The sequence below is a fragment of the Streptomyces sp. NPDC046887 genome (assembly GCF_040644755.1).
GTDB classification, from domain to species: Bacteria; Actinomycetota; Actinomycetes; order Streptomycetales; family Streptomycetaceae; genus Streptomyces; species Streptomyces lichenis.
The window spans coordinates 231,617-248,785 of sequence record NZ_JBEYXH010000002.1 but is presented as its reverse complement, the minus strand read 5'-3'; the positions used below and the strand labels follow the sequence as shown (position 1 = coordinate 248,785).

At 73.0% G+C, this 17,169-nt stretch carries 15 protein-coding genes; 7 read left to right on the top strand and 8 right to left on the bottom strand.

The annotated features are described in order from the left end of the window. Nucleotides 1–56: 56 nt before the first annotated feature. Nucleotides 57–893: a prepilin peptidase gene (locus tag ABZ945_RS04170; RefSeq protein ID WP_361263516.1), complete on the top strand. Its 837-nt coding sequence runs from the start codon at nucleotides 57–59 to the stop codon at nucleotides 891–893. Between the two features lie 68 nt (nucleotides 894–961). After that, entirely contained in the window at nucleotides 962–2,578 is a 1,617-nt protein-coding gene (locus ABZ945_RS04165) for a DUF2079 domain-containing protein (protein WP_361263514.1), read from the top strand. Between the two features lie 239 nt (nucleotides 2,579–2,817). On the opposite strand, the gene mgrA is transcribed toward ABZ945_RS04165, so the two are convergent. Then, entirely contained in the window at nucleotides 2,818–3,855 is a 1,038-nt protein-coding gene (gene mgrA, locus ABZ945_RS04160; protein ID WP_361263512.1) for an L-glyceraldehyde 3-phosphate reductase, read from the bottom strand. Between the two features lie 277 nt (nucleotides 3,856–4,132). Between mgrA and ABZ945_RS04155 the strand changes: the two genes are divergently transcribed. The 4 genes from ABZ945_RS04155 to ABZ945_RS04140 all read left to right on the top strand — a co-directional run bounded on the left by ABZ945_RS04155 (nucleotide 4,133) and on the right by ABZ945_RS04140 (nucleotide 9,316). Beyond that, on the top strand, nucleotides 4,133–4,894 hold the full coding sequence (locus ABZ945_RS04155) for an isoprenyl transferase (RefSeq protein WP_361263509.1): 762 nt from the start codon (nucleotides 4,133–4,135) through the stop codon (nucleotides 4,892–4,894). Nucleotides 4,895–5,363: 469 nt separating this feature from the next. After that, on the top strand, nucleotides 5,364–6,686 hold the full coding sequence (locus tag ABZ945_RS04150; protein ID WP_361263506.1) for a PhoH family protein: 1,323 nt from the start codon (nucleotides 5,364–5,366) through the stop codon (nucleotides 6,684–6,686). Between the two features lie 442 nt (nucleotides 6,687–7,128). Then, nucleotides 7,129–7,875 (top strand): lytic transglycosylase domain-containing protein, encoded by a 747-nt coding sequence (locus tag ABZ945_RS04145; RefSeq protein ID WP_361263503.1) that lies wholly within the window; start codon nucleotides 7,129–7,131, stop codon nucleotides 7,873–7,875. Nucleotides 7,876–7,996: 121 nt separating this feature from the next. Beyond that, the gene (locus ABZ945_RS04140; protein ID WP_361263500.1) at nucleotides 7,997–9,316 is read left to right on the top strand and encodes an AI-2E family transporter; all 1,320 of its coding nucleotides are present in this window, start codon (nucleotides 7,997–7,999) and stop codon (nucleotides 9,314–9,316) included. A gap of 111 nt (nucleotides 9,317–9,427) precedes the next feature. Here the strand turns inward: ABZ945_RS04140 and ABZ945_RS04135 are convergent, their stop codons facing one another. Together ABZ945_RS04135 and ABZ945_RS04130 are read right to left on the bottom strand one after the other, a co-directional pair. Next, nucleotides 9,428–9,961 carry an alkyl hydroperoxide reductase gene (locus ABZ945_RS04135; protein WP_248637416.1) on the bottom strand — a complete coding sequence of 178 codons (534 nt, stop codon included), beginning with the start codon at nucleotides 9,959–9,961 and terminating at the stop codon, nucleotides 9,428–9,430. A gap of 3 nt (nucleotides 9,962–9,964) precedes the next feature. Beyond that, on the bottom strand, nucleotides 9,965–10,519 hold the full coding sequence (locus ABZ945_RS04130; RefSeq protein ID WP_361263497.1) for a peroxiredoxin: 555 nt from the start codon (nucleotides 10,517–10,519) through the stop codon (nucleotides 9,965–9,967). A gap of 403 nt (nucleotides 10,520–10,922) precedes the next feature. Between ABZ945_RS04130 and ABZ945_RS04125 the strand changes: the two genes are divergently transcribed. Continuing rightward, on the top strand, nucleotides 10,923–11,882 hold the full coding sequence (locus ABZ945_RS04125; protein WP_361263494.1) for a hydrogen peroxide-inducible genes activator: 960 nt from the start codon (nucleotides 10,923–10,925) through the stop codon (nucleotides 11,880–11,882). Between the two features lie 108 nt (nucleotides 11,883–11,990). On the opposite strand, the gene ABZ945_RS04120 is transcribed toward ABZ945_RS04125, so the two are convergent. From ABZ945_RS04120 to ABZ945_RS04100, 5 genes are all read right to left on the bottom strand, one after another. Further along, complete coding sequence (locus ABZ945_RS04120; RefSeq protein WP_361263491.1) at nucleotides 11,991–14,312, bottom strand: FtsX-like permease family protein; 2,322 nt, start codon at nucleotides 14,310–14,312, stop codon at nucleotides 11,991–11,993. Next, entirely contained in the window at nucleotides 14,309–14,992 is a 684-nt protein-coding gene (locus tag ABZ945_RS04115) for an ABC transporter ATP-binding protein (RefSeq protein WP_361263488.1), read from the bottom strand. The genes ABZ945_RS04120 and ABZ945_RS04115 overlap by 4 nt, the downstream gene beginning before the upstream one ends. Beyond that, nucleotides 14,989–15,525, bottom strand: a complete 537-nt coding sequence (locus ABZ945_RS04110; protein WP_361263485.1) for a PadR family transcriptional regulator — start codon at nucleotides 15,523–15,525, stop codon at nucleotides 14,989–14,991. The genes ABZ945_RS04115 and ABZ945_RS04110 overlap by 4 nt, the downstream gene beginning before the upstream one ends. 89 nt (nucleotides 15,526–15,614) lie before the next feature. Beyond that, complete coding sequence (locus ABZ945_RS04105; protein WP_361263483.1) at nucleotides 15,615–15,845, bottom strand: hypothetical protein; 231 nt, start codon at nucleotides 15,843–15,845, stop codon at nucleotides 15,615–15,617. Next, nucleotides 15,842–16,798 (bottom strand): SPFH domain-containing protein, encoded by a 957-nt coding sequence (locus tag ABZ945_RS04100; RefSeq protein WP_361263480.1) that lies wholly within the window; start codon nucleotides 16,796–16,798, stop codon nucleotides 15,842–15,844. The genes ABZ945_RS04105 and ABZ945_RS04100 overlap by 4 nt, the downstream gene beginning before the upstream one ends. Nucleotides 16,799–17,169 lie beyond the last annotated feature (371 nt).

Below are 17,169 nucleotides of genomic sequence, written 5' to 3'. Positions count from 1 at the left end.
GGAGTGGGCCCCCGGGCCCAAGACCGCCCGCCCGCATCGGAACTAGGGTCGGCCGGGTGTACGCCACGCTGATCGCCGCCGCCCTCCTCTGGGGCGCCGCCACCGGCCTGCTGGTCCCCCGCGCCGCGTACCGCCTCTCCGTCGCGCCGGGCGCACCCTGGCGCACCGCCTGCCCCACCGGGCACCCCCTCACCGGCCCGGCCCGCGGCTGGCTCTCACCCACCCCCTGCCCCACCTGCCGGACCCAGGGCACCCACCGCACCCGCCGGACGGCACAGCCCGTCCCCGCCGGACCGGCGAGCACATCGGAGCCCGTCCCCACACCGACCCCGCCCCTCATCCCCATCCCTATCCCCATCCCCCTCCCCGCCCTCGCCTCCGCCCTCCTCTCCGGGCTGCTCGCCGCCGCCACCGGCCCACGGCCCGAGCTGGTGGCCTGGCTGGCGGCGGTCCCGGTCGCGGTGCTGCTGGCCTCGGTCGACCTGGCCGTCCACCGGTTGCCGGACCGCCTCACCCTCCCCCTGGCGGCCGGGCTCGCCGCCCTGCTCGGCGGCGCGGCCCTGCTCCCCGGGCACGGGGGCTCCTGGCCCGGGGCGCTGCTCGGCGGGCTGGTGCTGGGCGCCGGGTACGCCGTGCTCTTCCTCCTCAACCCATCCGGTCTCGGCTTCGGTGACGTCAAGCTGGCGCTCGCCCTCGGCACCGCGCTCGGCTGGTACGGCTGGCCGGTGCTGTTCGCCGGCGCCTTCGCGGGCTTCCTGCTCGGCGCGGTGTACGGCCTCACGCTCATCGCCCTGCGCCGGGCGAACCGGAAGAGCGCCATCCCGTTCGGCCCCTTCATGCTGGGCGGCGCACTGCTGGGCCTGCTCCTCGGAGCGCTCGCCGCCCACCCCTGACACGGCACCGGCCCGGCACCGGCTCGGCTCCCGGAACGGCGGGGAACCCCCACCTAGCATGCGGGCCTATGCGGACATCCACGGACGAGATCCCCCCGGCAGCCGTCACCGCACCCAGCACACCCAGCACACCCGCCGCCCCCACCACACCCGCGAAGGCGACCGCCCCCTGGGTGCCCTGGGCCTGGGCCGCCGCCCTCGGGGCGCTCTACGCCACCGTCGCCGTCCGCCGGCACCTGCTCCTCCGCACCACCGGCTACGACCTGGGCATCTTCGAGCAGGCCGTCCGGGCCTACGCGGAGCTGCGCGCCCCCGTGGTCCCCCTGCGCGGCGAGGGCTTCAACCTGCTCGGCGACCACTTCCACCCGCTGGTCGCCGCCCTCGCCCCACTCTACCGCCTCTGGCCCTCCCCGCTCTGCCTGCTGGTCGCCCAGTCCGCGCTGCTCGCCCTCGCCGTCGTCCCGCTCACCCGCTGGGCCGGCCGCGCGCTCGGCCCCGGCGCCGCCCACACCGTCGCCGCCGGGTACGGGCTGAGCTGGGGCATCTCCTCGGCGGCCGCGTTCGACTTCCACGAGGTGGCCCTCGCCGTACCGCTGCTCGCCTTCGCCCTGGAGGCACTGGGGCGGCGGCGCTGGCGGGCGGCCGTGGCCTGGGCGGCGCCGCTGCTCCTGGTCAAGGAGGACCTCGGGCTCACCCTCGCCGCGATCGGCGGGTACATCGCCTGGAAGGGCCCCCGCGGACTCGGCCTGCTCACCGCGGCCGCCGGGGTGCTCGGCTCGGCCGTGGAGATCGCCGTACTCCTCCCGGCGTTCCACCCGGCCGGCGGCTACGCGCACGGGGGCAACCTGGACGAGAGCGCCTACGGCTCGCTGCTCTCCACCCTCGCCCACGCCCCGCTCGACCTGCTCCGCCCCGACACCAAGGCCACCACCCTGGTCATGGTGTTCGCACCGTCCGCGCTGCTGGCACTCCGCTCCCCGCTGGCCCTGATCGCGGTGCCCACCCTCGCCTGGCGGCTGCTGTCGGACAACGGCTTCCACTGGGGGACGGCCTTCCACTACAGCGCCGTACTGATGCCGGTGGTCTTCGCCGGGCTGATCGACGCCCTCACCCCGACGCGGCGGGAGAAGCACCCCGGGGCCGCCGGGCCCGACGGGCTCCCGTCCCCCGACCGGCCCGACGGGCTCCCGTCCACCCGCCACCTCCGGGCCCCGCTCGCCACGGTGCTCGCCGTCACCGCCGTCCTGCTGCCGTCCTTCCCGCTGGCCCAGCTCGCCCAGCGGGCCACCTGGCGCACCACCCCGCACATCAGCGCCGCCCGCGAGCTGCTCGCCCGCATCCCGGACGGGGCGTCGGTCGCCGCCTCCAACCGGCTGGTGCCGCAGCTCACCTCCCGCTGCACGGTGGTGGTCTTCCCCACCTTCCCGGTGGAGGGGCGGCTGTACGAGTACCGGCCCGGGCGGCTGCCGCGGCCGACCGCCGAGTGGATCGCCTTCGACCGCCGCGCCCCCGAGGCCTGGCCGTACCGGACGGGCCACTGGCCCTATCCGATCCAGCGGCAGGAGGCCGAGCTGACCGCCGCGAAGAAGCGGTACGGCTACCGCGAGGTCGCCACCCGGGACGGCATCACCCTGCTGCGGGCCGCTCCCCGCCCCACCGGGGCCGTCAACGGTGCGCCGCGTTGACCGGGTCACTCCTGCGGCGGACGGACGTCCTCCCGCCCCCAGCCGTGATCCAGGCCGGCACCGCGTCCGGACGCGGCCCCACCCCCGCTGTCTCCCGATTTCGGAGCGTAGTCGCGGCGGGTCGTGGCACGCAGCATCACTTACGAAGGGTTATGGTGGAAACCCCCCCTCGGGCCGGTCCGTATCCCCCCCACGGACCGGCCCGTTCTCTGTCTCCCCCACTCTTCCTCCCCGGCGGCTCAGCTCCGGGCCGCCCAGATGTTCGTCCCCTCGGTGTCCACCGCGTAGGAGTCGATCTCCGCCAGCTCCTCCGCCGTCAGCGGGGCGGCCGACAGCGCGCCGAGGTTCTCCTCCAGCTGCCGCACGCTGGACGCGCCGATCAGCGCGGAGGTCATCCGCTCGTCGCGCAGCACCCAGTTCAGCGCCAGCTGGTTGAGCGACTGGCCGCGCCGCTCGGCGATGGCGGCCAGGCCGCGCAGCCGCCGGACGACCTCCTCGGAGAGCAGGTTCGGGTCCAGGGACTTGCCCTGGGTGGCGCGGGAGCCCTCCGGGATGCCGGTGAGGTACTTGTTCGTCAGCAGGCCCTGGGCCAGCGGGGCGAAGGAGATGCAGCCCATCCCGGCCGCCTCCAGGGTGTCCAGCAGCCCGTCCTCCTCGGTCCACCGGTTGATCATCGAGTAGGACGGCTGGTGGATCAGCGCCGGGACGCCCATCTCGCGCAGCAGCCGGGCCGCCTCGGCGGTCTGCTCGCTGCTGTACGAGGAGACGCCCACGTACAGCGCCTTGCCCTGCCGGACCGCGGACGCCAGCGCGCCCATGGTCTCCTCCAGCGGGGTGTCCTTGTCGAAGCGGTGCGAGTAGAAGATGTCGACGTACTCCACGCCCATCCGCTGCAGCGAGGCGTCCAGCGAGGAGAGCAGGTACTTGCGGGAGCCCCACTCGCCGTACGGCCCGGGGTGCATCAGATACCCGGCCTTGGTCGAGAGGACCAGTTCGTCCCGGTACGGGCGGAAGTCCTGGGCGAAGAGCTTGCCGAAGTTCAGCTCCGCGGACCCGGGCGGCGGCCCGTAGTTGTTGGCCAGGTCGAAGTGGGTCACCCCGAGGTCGAAGGCGCGGCGCAGGATGGCCCGCTGGGAGGAGAGGGTGCGGTCGTCGCCGAAGTTGTGCCAGAGGCCGAGGGAGATGGCGGGCAGCTTCAGACCGCTGCGCCCGGTGCGGCGGTACTCCATCGTCTCGTAGCGGTCGGCGGAGGGCAGGTGTACGGGGGTGTCTGTCACGTCTTTCTGCCTATCACGACCCTCCCCGGCCGATCACGCTCGGCCGGGGACATGGGCGCCCCTCGCCCAAACTGCTCATTTCCTCTGACCAACCCCTTATCGCAGGATTGTGACCGGCCGGGTTGGGCCGCCGCCCATCCCGCGCAGTAATGTGGCGGCTTCGGGGACGGCCGCGGCGCCGCCGGATCGCGCGGGCCTTGCGACCTCGGGCCGTTTCCCCTGTTCTCCCCGGGTCGACGCCAGAGCGGACCCGTAGGCAACCGGAAGGTGAGATCGGGTGAACTTTCGCGACCTGGTGTACAGGCTCTACGCACGCCGGGTGGAGGGCCGCCTCGATCATGCCCAGGTGCCCAAGCACATCGGCGTCATCCTGGACGGCAACCGCCGCTGGGCCAAGGCCTCCGGCGGCACGCCCGAGCAGGGGCACCAGGCCGGGGCCAGCAAGATCCAGGAACTGCTCGGCTGGTGCGACGAGACCGACGTCGAGGTCGTCACCCTCTGGATGCTCTCCACCGACAACCTGAACCGCCCCGAGAAGCAGCTGGTCCCGCTGCTCGGCATCATCGAGGGGGCGGTGCGGGCGCTCGCCGCCGACGGCCGCTGGCGGGTGCACCACGTGGGCACCATGGACCTGCTGCCCGCCCGCACCCAGAAGGTGCTCAAGGAGGCCGAGGAGGCCACCCGCGAGCACACCGGCATACTCGTCAACGTCGCCGTGGGCTACGGCGGCCGCCAGGAGATCGCCGACGCCGTCCGCTCGCTGCTGCTGGACCACGCCGACCGCGGCACCTCCTTCGAGGAGCTGGCCGAGGTGGTGGACATCGACCTCATCTCCGAGCACCTCTACACCCGCGGCCAGCCCGACCCCGACCTGGTCATCCGCACCAGCGGCGAGCAGCGGCTGTCCGGCTTCATGCTCTGGCAGAGCGCCCATTCGGAGTACTACTTCTGCGAGGTGCACTGGCCGGCCTTCCGCAAGGTCGACTTCCTGCGCGCGCTGCGCGACTACGCGGCCCGCCACCGCCGCTACGGCACCTGAGCCCACCCCCGAGGACTCCCCGGTCACGTACCCCCGGCTCCGGTCACCCTCCGTTCACCGACGCGTCGTCATATGCCATGGCATGGCGTAGCGCCGAGGAGGGAATATCCCCTCCAGTGTGAGCGGGACTCAAGACCGCTCACCCGGGAGGCCCTTTGCACCGGTTGCACGCACCGCATCCGCCGCGCCCGTCGCGTCCGCCGCACCCGGACGGCCGAGCCGGAGGGAGCGTGTCCCGCGCCCTCCCGGTACCGGTCGCCCCGCAGGCGGCGGTCCGGCGGCCCGGCGGCGGCACCGGCAGCCGGTCCACACCCCGTACCCGGTCCGCGCCCTCCGCACCGCCCGCACCCCGCGGACGGCCGGAAACACGCGCCCCGGGGCCGGTAGGGGCCCATCCCGAGGCCGTCGCGGTCCCACCGCGACCTCACCGGTCTACAAGAGCCTCTATAAGAGGGGGTCTGTCCTCACCGTGGTGAAAAGCACCAAGCGCCGCTTCGACGACCGGCGCACCTACGTACTCGACACCAGCGTCCTGCTGGCCGACCCCAACGCGGTGACCCGCTTCGAGGAGCACGAGGTCGTGCTCCCCGTCGTCGTGGTCACGGAGCTGGAGGCCAAGAGGCACCACCCGGAACTGGGCTACTTCGCCCGGCAGGCACTGCGCCTGCTGGACGATATGAGGGTCCGGCACGGACGGCTCGACGCCCCGCTGCCCATCGGCGAGCTCGGCGGCACCCTGCGGGTGGAGCTGAACCACTCCGACCCCGGCGTCCTGCCGGCCGGCTACCGCCTTGGCGACAACGACTCCCGCATCCTGGCCGTCGCCCGCAACCTGCAGGCCGAGGGGTACGACGTCACCGTCGTCTCCAAGGACCTGCCGCTGCGGATCAAGGCGTCCTCGGTCGGGCTGCTCGCCGAGGAGTACCGGGCGGAGCTGGCCATCACCGACTCCGGCTGGACCGGGATGGCCGAGCTGCCGCTGACGGCCGAACAGGTGGACCTGCTGTACGGGGAGGAGACCCTCTACGTCCCGGAGGCGGCCGCCATGCCGGTGCACACCGGGCTGGTGCTCCAGTCCGAGCGCGGCAAGGCGCTGGGCCGGGTCGGCACGGACGGCTCGGTACGGCTGGTGCGCGGGGACCGCGAGGCCTTCGGCATCCGCGGCCGCAGCGCCGAGCAGCGGGTCGCCCTGGACCTGCTGCTCGACCCGGAGGTGGGGATCGTCTCGCTGGGCGGCCGGGCCGGCACCGGCAAGTCGGCGCTGGCGCTCTGCGCGGGCCTGGAGGCCGTACTGGAGAGAAGACAGCACCAGAAGGTGATGGTCTTCCGCCCGCTGTACGCCGTCGGCGGCCAGGAGCTGGGCTATCTGCCGGGCACCGAGGCCGAGAAGATGAGCCCCTGGGCGCAGGCGGTGTTCGACACCCTGTCCGCGGTGGCGGGCCGGGAGGTCATCGAGGAGGTGCTCGGCCGCGGCATGCTGGAGGTGCTGCCGCTCACCCACATCCGGGGCCGCTCGCTGCACGACGCGTTCGTCATCGTGGACGAGGCCCAGTCGCTGGAGCGGAACGTCCTGCTGACGGTGCTGTCCCGGATCGGCGCCGGGTCGCGGGTGGTGCTCACCCATGATGTGGCCCAGCGGGACAACCTGCGGGTCGGCCGGTACGACGGAGTCGTCGCCGTGGTCGAGAAACTGAAGGGGCATCCGCTCTTCGCGCATATCACCCTCACCCGCTCCGAGCGGTCGCAGATCGCCGCCCTGGTGACCGAGATGCTGGAGGACGGACAGATCTGACCGTTTCCCTCCCCTCCGGACCGATTCGATGTCATTTCCGCCTGATATGGCGGGAACTGGCCATCGGCGAGGGAAGTGAGGGGAAGTGCGAGGGGTGCCGCCCGGCAAAGCGGAAGAGCTTAGCCGGGCGGCACCGCCATGTGCGGCCGAACGCCCAAAACTCCTGTGACGCAAGGGGTGTGAGCTTTCCCACGCAACGGGGAATTGCCTTGCGGTGTCATGGTCGGGCAAAGTCTTGCTTCCGTCAGGCCCCGCATACGGCACCTCGTGACAACTCAACAGCCGCTCGCCGTATGCCGCCCGCAGCACCACGCGGCGCTCCCGCCACGGGAGTCGCCCACCGGGTCCGCGTCCCCCGTGACACAGCAGTTCGGGGACCAGCGCCAGGGGCACGATCGCGCCCGCGAGGTCACCGCAGCGGGCGACGCTGGAAGGAAACCGTGTGAGCCGGATCTCGGTCCGGGGATTCGCAGTGGCTTCGGCCACCGCGGTCACCACTGTGGGCGCCGTCGTCGGAGTGGCCTCGGGCGGCACCGCCCAGCCCGTGAGCGACAACCTTGAGGCCGCCGCCGCGGACACGACGCTTCTGGCGGAGATCCCCGCCGGCCAGCAGGCCCAGGTCCAGGTGGCGTCCCTGACGCAGCAGGCGGAGGCGCAGGCCGCCGAGGCCGACTCCACCGCGCAGAAGTCCGCCGAAGAGGCCGCCCGGGTGCAGGCCGCCAAGGACGCGCACACCAAGAAGGCCGCCGCCGACAAGGAGGAGGCCGAAGCCAAGGCGAAGGCCAAGGCCGAGGCGGAGAAGGAAGCCAAGGAGAAGGCCGAGCGCGAGGATGCGAAGGAGCGCTCCAGCCGGAGCGAGATCCGCTCCTCGTCCTCCTTCGCCCCGCAGTCCTCCTACTCGGTCTCCGAGGTCCAGGCGATGGCGCGGCAGATGGTCCCGGGCGACCAGTTCCAGTGCTTCAGCAACATCGTGGACCACGAGTCCACCTGGAACTACAAGGCGTCCAACCCGTCCTCGGGCGCCTACGGCCTGGTCCAGGCGCTGCCCGGTTCCAAGATGGCCTCCGCCGGCGCCGACTGGCAGACCAACCCGGCCACCCAGATCAAGTGGGGCCTGGGCTACATGAACGAGCGCTACGGCAGCCCCTGCGGCGCCTGGTCGTTCTGGCAGGCCAACAACTGGTACTAGAGCCTTCCGGCTTCTCCCCGGAGCCCCTCGCCACCCGGCACGTGTCCGGCGGCGGGGGGCTCCGTGCGTGTACGGTCGGTGCGTACTTTTCGGGGGACGCGCGGGGGGAAGAGAGTAGGTCATGTCGAAAGTGCCAGGGTGGCTCGGCCGGACGGGCGCCGGGTTGACCCGGATGGGGAAGCGGCTGGAAGAGCGCAGAGCCGCCGCGCACGGCGAGGATCCGCACGGCGACGAGCCGCGCACCGACGATCCCTCCGCCGCACCGGGCAACGTCCCCGCCCCACCCTCCTACGCTCCCGCCGTCGCCGCCCCGCCCGAGCCGGTGGACGCCATCCCCTGGGGGATGCGGGTCGCCGCCGAGGCCGGCTGGCGGCTGCTCGTCCTGGCCGGCACCCTCTGGGTGCTGATGCGCGTGATCAGCGCGATCCAGCTGGTGGTGCTGGCCTTCGTGGCCGCGCTGCTGTTCACCGCGCTGCTCCAGCCGACCGTCGCCCGGCTGGTCCGGCGCGGGCTGCCGCGCGGGGTGGCCACCGCGGTCACCGCCATCCTCGGCTTCGTCTTCATCGGGCTGATCGGCTGGTTCGTCGTCTGGCAGGTGCTGGACAACATCGGCGACCTCTCCGCCCGGGTGACCGACGGCATCGACGAGCTCAAGGCATGGCTGCTGGACAGCCCGTTCCATGTCACCGAGGCGCAGATCAACGACATCGCCGCCAACCTCCAGGACACCATCGGCACCAACACCGAGGAGATCACCTCGGCCGGCCTCCAGGGTGTGACGGTCCTGGTGGAGTTCCTCACCGGCATGCTGCTGGCCTTCTTCTCCACCCTCTTCCTGCTCTACGACGGCAGGAAGGTGTGGCAGTGGGTGCTGCGGCTGGTCCCGGCCCGGGCCCGCACCGGGGTGGCCGGCGCCGGACCGCGCGCCTGGACCACGCTCACCGCCTATGTCCGCGGCACGGTGATCGTCGCCATGATCGACGCCATCTTCATCGGTCTGGGCGTCTACTTCCTCGATGTGCCGCTGGCCGTCCCGCTCGGCGTGATCGTCTTCCTGGGCGCCTTCATCCCGCTGGTCGGCGCGGTCGTCTCGGGCGCCCTGGCGGTGGTCGTCGCCCTGGTCACCCAGGGCGTGTTCACCGCGCTGATGGCGCTGCTGGTGGTGCTGGCGGTGCAGCAGATCGAGGGCCATGTGCTCCAGCCCTTCATCCTGGGCCGGGCCGTGCGGGTGCATCCGCTCGGGGTGGTGCTGGCGGTCGCGGCCGGCGGACTGGTCGCCGGGATCGGCGGCGCGGTGGTGGCGGTGCCGCTGGTGGCGGTCACCAACACGGTCGTCGGCTATCTGCGCAAGTGGAGCAACGAGCAGGCCATGCGCCGGGTGCCCCCGGACGTGGCGGCGGGCCCCCCGGTGGCACCCGAGGCCCCGCCCCCCGGGGTCTGAACAGGACACGTACGACGAGAGGGCCCGCCAGCATGCCGCCGGCGGGCCTCTCGTCGATTCTCCCCTTTACACCCCGGTCCCTACGGTCCGCGGTCCGGGACGACCGGGGTACTACTCGGCCAGGACGGCCTCGGCGTCCAGCACCGCGCCGACCGCCTGGAGCACGGAGGCGATCTTCACGGCCTCCTGGACGGTCTCCCGCTCCACACCGGCCTTGCGCAGCACCTGCTCGTGCGAGTCCAGGCACATACCGCAGCCGTTGATCGCGGAGACGGCGAGCGACCACAGCTCGAAGTCGACCTTCTCCACGCCCGGGTTGCCGATGACGTTCATCCGCAGACCGGCGCGCAGGTTGCCGTACTCCGGGTCGGAGAGCAGATGGCGCGTCCGGTAGAAGACGTTGTTCATCCCCATGATCGCCGCGGCCGACTTGGCGGCCGTGTACGCCTCGGGCGACAGGTTGGCCTTGGCCTCCGGCTCCAGCTCACGCAGCACCCGCGGCGAGCGCGAGGCGATCGCGCAGGCCAGCACGGTGCCCCACAGCTGCTGCTGCGGGAGGTCGCTGTTGCCGATGACCGAGCCGAGGTTCAGCTTCAGGTCCTTGGCGTAGTCCGGTACGGCGGACTTCAGCTCGTCGAGGGCCATGGGTCACTCACCGGCCAGCAGCTTGACCGGGTCGAGGGTCTCCTCGCCCGACTTCCAGTTGCACGGGCACAGCTCGTCGGTCTGCAGGGCGTCGAGGACCCGCAGGACCTCCTTGGGGTTACGGCCCACGGAACCGGCGGTCACCATGGTGAACTGGATCTCGTTGTTCGGGTCGACGATGAACACGGCACGCTGCGCGAAGCCGTCCTCGCCCTCGACACCGCAGTCCCGCATCAGCTCGTGCTTGGAGTCGGCGAGCATCGGGAAGGGCAGGTCACGCAGGTCGGCGTGGTCCTTGCGCCAGGCGTGGTGGACGAACTCCGAGTCACCGGAGGCACCGAGAATCTGCGCGTCGCGGTCGGCGAACTCCTCGTTCAGCTTGCCGAACGCGGCGATCTCGGTGGGGCAGACGAAGGTGAAGTCCTTCGGCCAGAAGAACACCACGCGCCACTTGCCCTCGTAGGACTTGTGGTCGATCTGCTCGAACTCCTTGCCGCTCTCCAGCGACACGCAGGCGGTCAGGTCGTACGTGGGGAACTGGTCACCGACAGTGAGCACACGCTCTCCTTGCAGCTGGGAAGCCCCTGGGCAGGACTTCCGGGGTTGGACGGAGCCCCAGCATGGCACGCGGTGCATTGATCAGTGAAATAGCCGGACTGGCTTGTGTTGATCGGACCTCCTTATGAGTTTGGTGTGCGGTGCACGGGTACGTGGGGTGGATTGCGCGGCTGGTCGGAGGGGCGGTCGGCCGCCGTACGAGGCGAGGGTGCGACCGACGGACCCACCTGCCGGGGGTGGCCCGCTCCCGCCGGTCAGGCGGGCCGGACAGCCGTACGCCACTCGAAAGGGCACCCGGTGCCCGACCGCCTCACCTTGCGCCCGCGAATGATCGGCCCTATGGGTAAACTCGTTCGGGTTGATCGACGGCGGTTATCAGTGAGGCGCCCGGACGGCGTCCGCAGTGAGGCAGCGGAAGTACGTGCAGAAGAGCAAGCAGCCCAGCCTGGCCCAGCTGCGGGCGTTCGCCGCGGTCGCCGAGCACCTCCACTTCCGGGACGCCGCCGCGGCCATCGGGATGAGCCAGCCCGCGCTCTCCGGTGCCGTCTCCGCCCTGGAGGACGCCCTCGGGGTGCAGTTGCTGGAGCGAACCACCCGCAAGGTGCTGCTGTCACCCGCCGGCGAACGGCTCGCCACCCGGGCCAAGGCGGTGCTGGACGCGGTGGCCGAGCTGATGGAGGAGGCCGAGGCCGCGCAGGCGCCGTTCACCGGGATGCTGCGGCTCGGGGTGATCCCGACCGTCGCCCCCTATCTGCTGCCCACCGTCCTCCACCTGGTGCACCAGCGGTATCCGCGCCTCGACCTCCAGGTCCACGAGGAGCAGACCTCCTCGCTGCTGGACGGGCTGGCCGCCGGGCGGCTCGACCTGCTGCTGCTCGCCGTACCGCTCGGCGTCCCGGGCATCACCGAACTGCCCCTCTTCGACGAGGACTTCGTGCTGGTCACCCCCGAGGGGCACGAGCTGGGCGGCCAGACCGGCATCCCGCGCGAGGCGCTGGCCGAGCTGCGGCTGCTGCTGCTGGACGAGGGCCACTGCCTACGCGACCAGGCGCTGGACGTCTGCCGGGAGGCGGGCCGCTCCGACGCCCCGGTCACCACCACCGCGGCCGGGCTGGCCACCCTGGTCCAGCTGGTGGCCGGTGGCCTCGGGGTGACCCTGCTGCCGCGCACCGCGGTGGCCGTCGAGGCCGGCCGGAACGAGCGGCTGCGCACCGGCTCCTTCGCCGAGCCTGCCCCGACCCGCCGGATCGCCCTGGCCATGCGGTCGGGCGCCGCCCGGCAGGGCGAGTTCGAGGAGCTGGCCGCCGCCCTGCGGGAGGCGATGTCCACGCTGCCGGTACGGATGCTGGGCCCCGAGGGCTGAGCCCCGTACCCCGTACCTTCGCAGCCACCGGCACCCGACCCGTACCGCCCCCGACCCCGGCACTCGACCCCGTACCGCCGAAGGCGCGCGGCCGACCGGCACCCGGCCTCACTCCGTACGCAGACCGTCCGGCCGCATCTGGCGCCAGAGCGCGGGCAGGCTCAGCAGGGTCACCGCGGCGACCAGGGCCGCGCCCACCGCGGCCACCGGCCAGGCCACCAGCAACTCGGCGCCGGTCACCGACCGGTCGATCAGCCGGAGCACCAGGGCGCCCAGCCCCGTACCGGCCGCGACGGCCAAGGCCATCCCCAGCGCCACCGGCAGCGCGGTCTGCCACAGCACCGAGCAGACCAGGGTCCGGCGCGGGGTGCCGAAGGCCACCAGCGAGGAGAGCAGCCGCCGCCGGTCGCGCAACTGCTCCACGGTGGCGACCAGCAGAGAGAGGGCGACCACCGCCATGGTGAGCGCCGCCGCCACCAGCACCCCCCGGCGCAGCGAGGTGAACTGCCGGTCGCGGGCCAGGTCCTGCACGGTGTCCACCCGGATCAGCGGACTGACCCGGGCCACCGCGTTCCGCGCCCGCTCGGCGGCGTCCGGGACCGACCGGTCCAGGAAGACCGCGGCGGACAGGCCCGGCTCGGGCAGTGCGGCCGGGTCGAGCGCCCCCGGTGTGGCCAGCACACCGAAGGTCATACGCCCCAGGGGATCACGCCGCCCCTCCACCGTCCGCGCCGTGGCGGGGATACCCCAGGAGGAGGCCCCGTGCCCCACATCCACCCACCCCCCGGGCCGGGCGGTCTCGGCCAGGTAGTCGTCATCCGGGCCCTCCACCCCGTGCACCCGGGCCAGGAACACATCCCCGTCGGCGCACGAGGGCAGCCGGGCCAGCTCCCGCAGTGAGGCGCAGTCGGCGACGGTGAGCGCGGTGGTCGGGGCGAAGGACTCGCCCGGCTCCAGCGGTCCCGGTCGTCGCACCGAGCCGGTCAGCGCGGCACTGGCCCCGGTGACCCCCTCGGTCGCCGACAGCTCCTCCAGCAGCCGCCGGGGCTCCTCAGGATGGTCCGTCCGCAGCGAGAACAGCCCGAGTTGGGCGCGGGCGGTGTGCAGCTGGGTGGGGCGCATGAAGTCGCTCTGCACCGCGCCGAACAGCATCAGCAGGGCGATCGCCCCGGCCGCCGCCACCACGACCCCGCTCACCGCCCGGGCCGCCCGCCCGCCGTCCACGCGCAACCGGCGCACCGCCAACTGCCAGGAGACCGGACCACCGCCCAGCCGCCGGGCCACCGCCTCGATCAGCCAGGGCAGCAGCGCCGCCACCCCGGCCAGCGTCAGCAGCGCGCCCGCCGCCACCGCCGCCGCGTCCCAGGCGGACACCGGACCGGTGCGGCCGGGCACCACCAGCACCACCAGCCCGGCGGCGATCGGGACCAGCCGCCACCAAAGCCGCCGCCGAACCGGCCCCGTACCCCGGACCACGCCCAGCGGCTCCACCGCCACCCCGCGCAGCGCCGTCTGCGAGGCCGCCACCGCGCACAGCGGTACCGCCACCAGCACGGCGGCCGCCAGGGCCGGATGCGGGGCGAGATCGGCCGGGAAGGCGTTGACATCCCAGACCGTGAACCACCCGGCCGCCTCGCGGACCAGCGCGAACAGCGCGGCCCCCGCGACCAGCCCGGGCAGCGCCCCGGCCAGCGACTCACCCGCCGTCATACGCCGCACCATCGCCGGATCGGCACCGACCAGCCGTACCGCCGCCAGCCGCCGGTCCCGCCGCTCCCCACCGAACCGGGCCGCCGCGGCGGTGAACACCAGCACCGGAAGGAGCAGCACCACCAGCGCCACCGTGGTCAGCGGCAGCAGCACCGCGCTGGACGGCCGATCGGCGCCCATGTTGTGCCCGAAGGAGTCGGCGCGCCCGTCCGCGGTCCGCTCGCCGAGCCCGGAGCCGTAGGCGTAGTACGCCAGCTCGGCCGGTCCCACCAGCCCGGCACCGCCGATCCGGGCCACCGTCCGGTACGGCAGCCGCTCCCGCAGCAGCCGCCCCTCCGGCGCCGCCAGCAGCCGGCCCAGCGCGGGGGAGACCGCCATCTCCCCGGGCCCGGGCAGGGCGTCCAGACCCGGCGGTACCGGAGCACGCGGCCCGTCCGGGCGCAGCAGCGTCCCCCGCACCGGCGTGCCGCCGAAGAGAGTGGAGGCGTCCGCGTACAGAAACGACCCCGGCGAACGGGGCGCCGACTCGCTGACGGTGACCTCCCGGCCCTGGTGGCGGCCGTCCCGCCCGGCCAGCACGCTGGGCACCGAGGCGGCGATGAGCAGCAGCACCACGGCCGCCCCGGTGCCCAGCGCGGTCATCAGGGTGCGGGCCCAGGCGGACCGCCCACCCGCGACCGCGAACCGCACTCCGAGCACCAGCTCGCTCAGCGCGCTCATGCCAGGGCCGCCGGGTCGTGCACCGCCCCGTCCCGGACGGTGATCTCCCGGTCGGAGTAGGCGGCCACCCGGATGTCATGGGTGACCAGCAGCACCGCGGCGCCGGTGTCCCGGGCCGCCTCGCCGAGCAGCCGCATCACCCGCTCACCGCCCAGCGAGTCCAGCGCCCCGGTCGGCTCGTCGGCGAAGACGATCCGCGGCCCGGTCACCAGCGCCCGCGCCACCGCCACCCTCTGCGCCTGCCCACCGGACAGCGCCCCCGGCAGCTGCCTCGCCAGCTCGGCCGCCTCCAGCCGCTCCAGCCACTCGGCGGCCCGGGCCTCGGCCGCCCGCTTCCGCTTCCCGCCCAGCCGCAGCGGCAGCGCGACGTTCTCCAGACAGCTCAACTCGGGTACCAACTGCCCGAACTGAAAGACAAAGCCGAAGTCACCGCGGCGCAGGGCGCTGCGCTCGGCGTCGGAGAGGGCGGTCAGCTCCCGGCCGTCGTAGACGACGCTCCCGGAGTCCGGCCGCACGATCCCGGCCAGGCAGTGCAGCAGGGTGGACTTGCCCGATCCGGAGGGCCCCATCACGGCGACCACCTCACCGGCCCGGACGGTGACCTCGGCGCCCCGCAGCGCGGCCGTCGGCCCGTACGCCTTGGTCAGCCCCCGCGCCGTGAGCAGCGGAGGAGCGCTCATCCCCCCTCGCCCCCGCGTACCGCCCCCGCAAGCTCGTCCAGCCGGGCCGCGGTCAGCTCCAGCCAGCGCAGATCGGCCTCCAGATGGAACAGGGCGTGATCGCAGATCAGCTGGTCGGCCAGGTCCCCGTCCTGCTTGCGACGGGTCAGCTCCCGCATCAGCCGCAGATGCTCGGCCCGCTGGGTGTCCAGCAGCCCGGCCGCGGGGCGCCCGGTCAGCAGGGCGAGGACGACCTTGGTGTACAGGGTGGACTGGAGGTACGGCTCCGGCTTCTCCGGCTGCTCCAGCCAGCGGGCCACATCGGTGATCCCGGCGTCGGTGATCGCGTACCGCTTGCGCTCCGGCCCCTCGCCGGGCTCGATGCCCTCCACCTCCACCAGGCCGTTCTTCAGCAGCCGGGACATGGTCGCGTAGACCTGCCCGTAGTGCAGGGAGCGGCCCTGGCCGAAGGCGGAGTCGAAGGCGCGCTTGAGGTCGTACCCGTGCCGGGGGCCGGATTCGAGCAGGCCGAGCAGGGCGTGGCCGATGGACATGCGGTCACTCTACGACCTGCGTATACACCCACTGCATACGAGGCGGAGGCGCCCGTTCCTCTTGGGCGCCTCCGCTCCGTACCTCAAGCTCATTCGTCAGTGGCCGGCGGCTCCGGCCGCTTCGGCGGGCGCCCGCGCCGGGCGATCGGGGCGGGCGAGTCCGGCAGTCTGCCGGCCTCCGCGAGCGCCCGGCGCAGCAGGAACTCGATCTGCGCGTTGGCGCTGCGGAGATCGTCCGCCGCCCACCGGGCCAGCGCGTCGTACACCTTCGGGTCGAGGCGGAGGAGTACCTGCTTGCGCTGCTGCCGGTCCGGGGTCACTGGTACAGCGAGCCCGCGTTCAGCACCGGCTGGGCGGCGCGGTCACCGCAGAGCACCACCATCAGGTTGGACACCATGGCGGCCTTGCGCTCGGAGTCCAGCTCCACGATGTCCCGCTCGGTGAGCCGGTCCAGCGCCGCCTCGACCATGCCGACCGCGCCGTCCACGATCTGCCGCCGGGCCGCGACCACCGCGCCCGCCTGCTGGCGCTGGAGCATCGCGGAGGCGATCTCCGGGGCGTACGCGAGGTGGGTGAAGCGGGACTCGATGATGTGGACGCCGGCCGCCTCGACCCGGGCGTGCAGCTCCACCGCGAGCTTCTCGGTGATCTCCTCCGCGTTGCCGCGCAGCGAGAGACCCGCCTCGTCATGCGCGTCGTACGGGTACTCGATGGCGATGTGCCGCACCGCGGCCTCGGTCTGGGTGGAGACGAACTCCAGGAAGTCGTCCACCTCGAACAGGGCCTGCGCGGTGTCCTCCACCTTCCAGACCACCACCGCGGCCAGCTCGATCGGGTTGCCGTAGGCGTCGTTGACCTTCAGCACCGCCGTCTCGTGGTTGCGCACCCGGGTGGAGATCTTCGCCCGCGAGGTGAACGGGTTCACCCAGCGCAGCCCGTCGGTGCGGATGGTCCCCCGGTAGCGGCCGAAGAGCTGGACCACCCGGGCCTCGCCGGGGGCGACCATGTTCAGCCCGCACATGGCGAGGAAGGCCGCCAGGGCGACCAGGATGCCCCCGGTGATCAGCCCCGCCTTGGCGCCGTTGCCGAGGTCCGCCGAGGCCCCGGCGATCACCATCAGCACCCCGCCGGCCAGCCCGGCCAGCCCGAGCAGCAGGGCGAGCCCGCCCCCGATCGACCGCGCCGCGAACTCCCGCACCCGCGGCTCCGGCATCTCCGGAACATCCCCCACCAGCGCGTCCGCCCTGCCCGGCGCCTTGTTCTTGTCTCCCATGGACACAACCGTCCCCCGCTTCCCGTTCCGACGATCACTAGCACCGACTTATCAATCTGATAGCACTTTAACAGTGAATCCCCTCCGGCGCGCAACCCCGAAGCCCCTTGAGGAGTCGGTTCCACTGGAAGCGGTGCTGATTCTCACGTCCGGAAAAGACCGGATGCGTCGACCTTTGACGTCTTCCCTGGTGTTAGTTTGCTGAGCTGATCCGCTGCGGATCCGCGGCGCGGGGCGCGGCGGCCGGCGAGGCGGCACCGGGTGCGGGGGGCACCACCGGACATCCACCGGCCGCACGACGGCCGGCACACCGGCACACAGGACCAGGCGCCGCCGAGCGCTGAGCAGGAACCGAGCAGAGCGGAGCAACG

What these genes read in the sequence shown, in the direction of transcription:
- ABZ945_RS04115 (WP_361263488.1), bottom strand. Translation starts at nt 14,992, where the DNA reads ATGAGCGCTCCTCCGCTGCTCACGGCGCGGGGGCTGACCAAGGCGTAC.
- ABZ945_RS04135 (WP_248637416.1), bottom strand. Translation starts at nt 9,961, where the DNA reads ATGGCCCTCGACGAGCTGAAGTCCGCCGTACCGGACTACGCCAAGGAC.
- ABZ945_RS04165 (WP_361263514.1), top strand. Translation starts at nt 962, where the DNA reads ATGCGGACATCCACGGACGAGATCCCCCCGGCAGCCGTCACCGCACCC.
- ABZ945_RS04140 (WP_361263500.1), top strand. Translation starts at nt 7,997, where the DNA reads ATGTCGAAAGTGCCAGGGTGGCTCGGCCGGACGGGCGCCGGGTTGACC.
- ABZ945_RS04120 (WP_361263491.1), bottom strand. Translation starts at nt 14,312, where the DNA reads ATGAGCGCGCTGAGCGAGCTGGTGCTCGGAGTGCGGTTCGCGGTCGCG.
- ABZ945_RS04100 (WP_361263480.1), bottom strand. Translation starts at nt 16,798, where the DNA reads ATGGGAGACAAGAACAAGGCGCCGGGCAGGGCGGACGCGCTGGTGGGG.
- ABZ945_RS04110 (WP_361263485.1), bottom strand. Translation starts at nt 15,525, where the DNA reads ATGTCCATCGGCCACGCCCTGCTCGGCCTGCTCGAATCCGGCCCCCGG.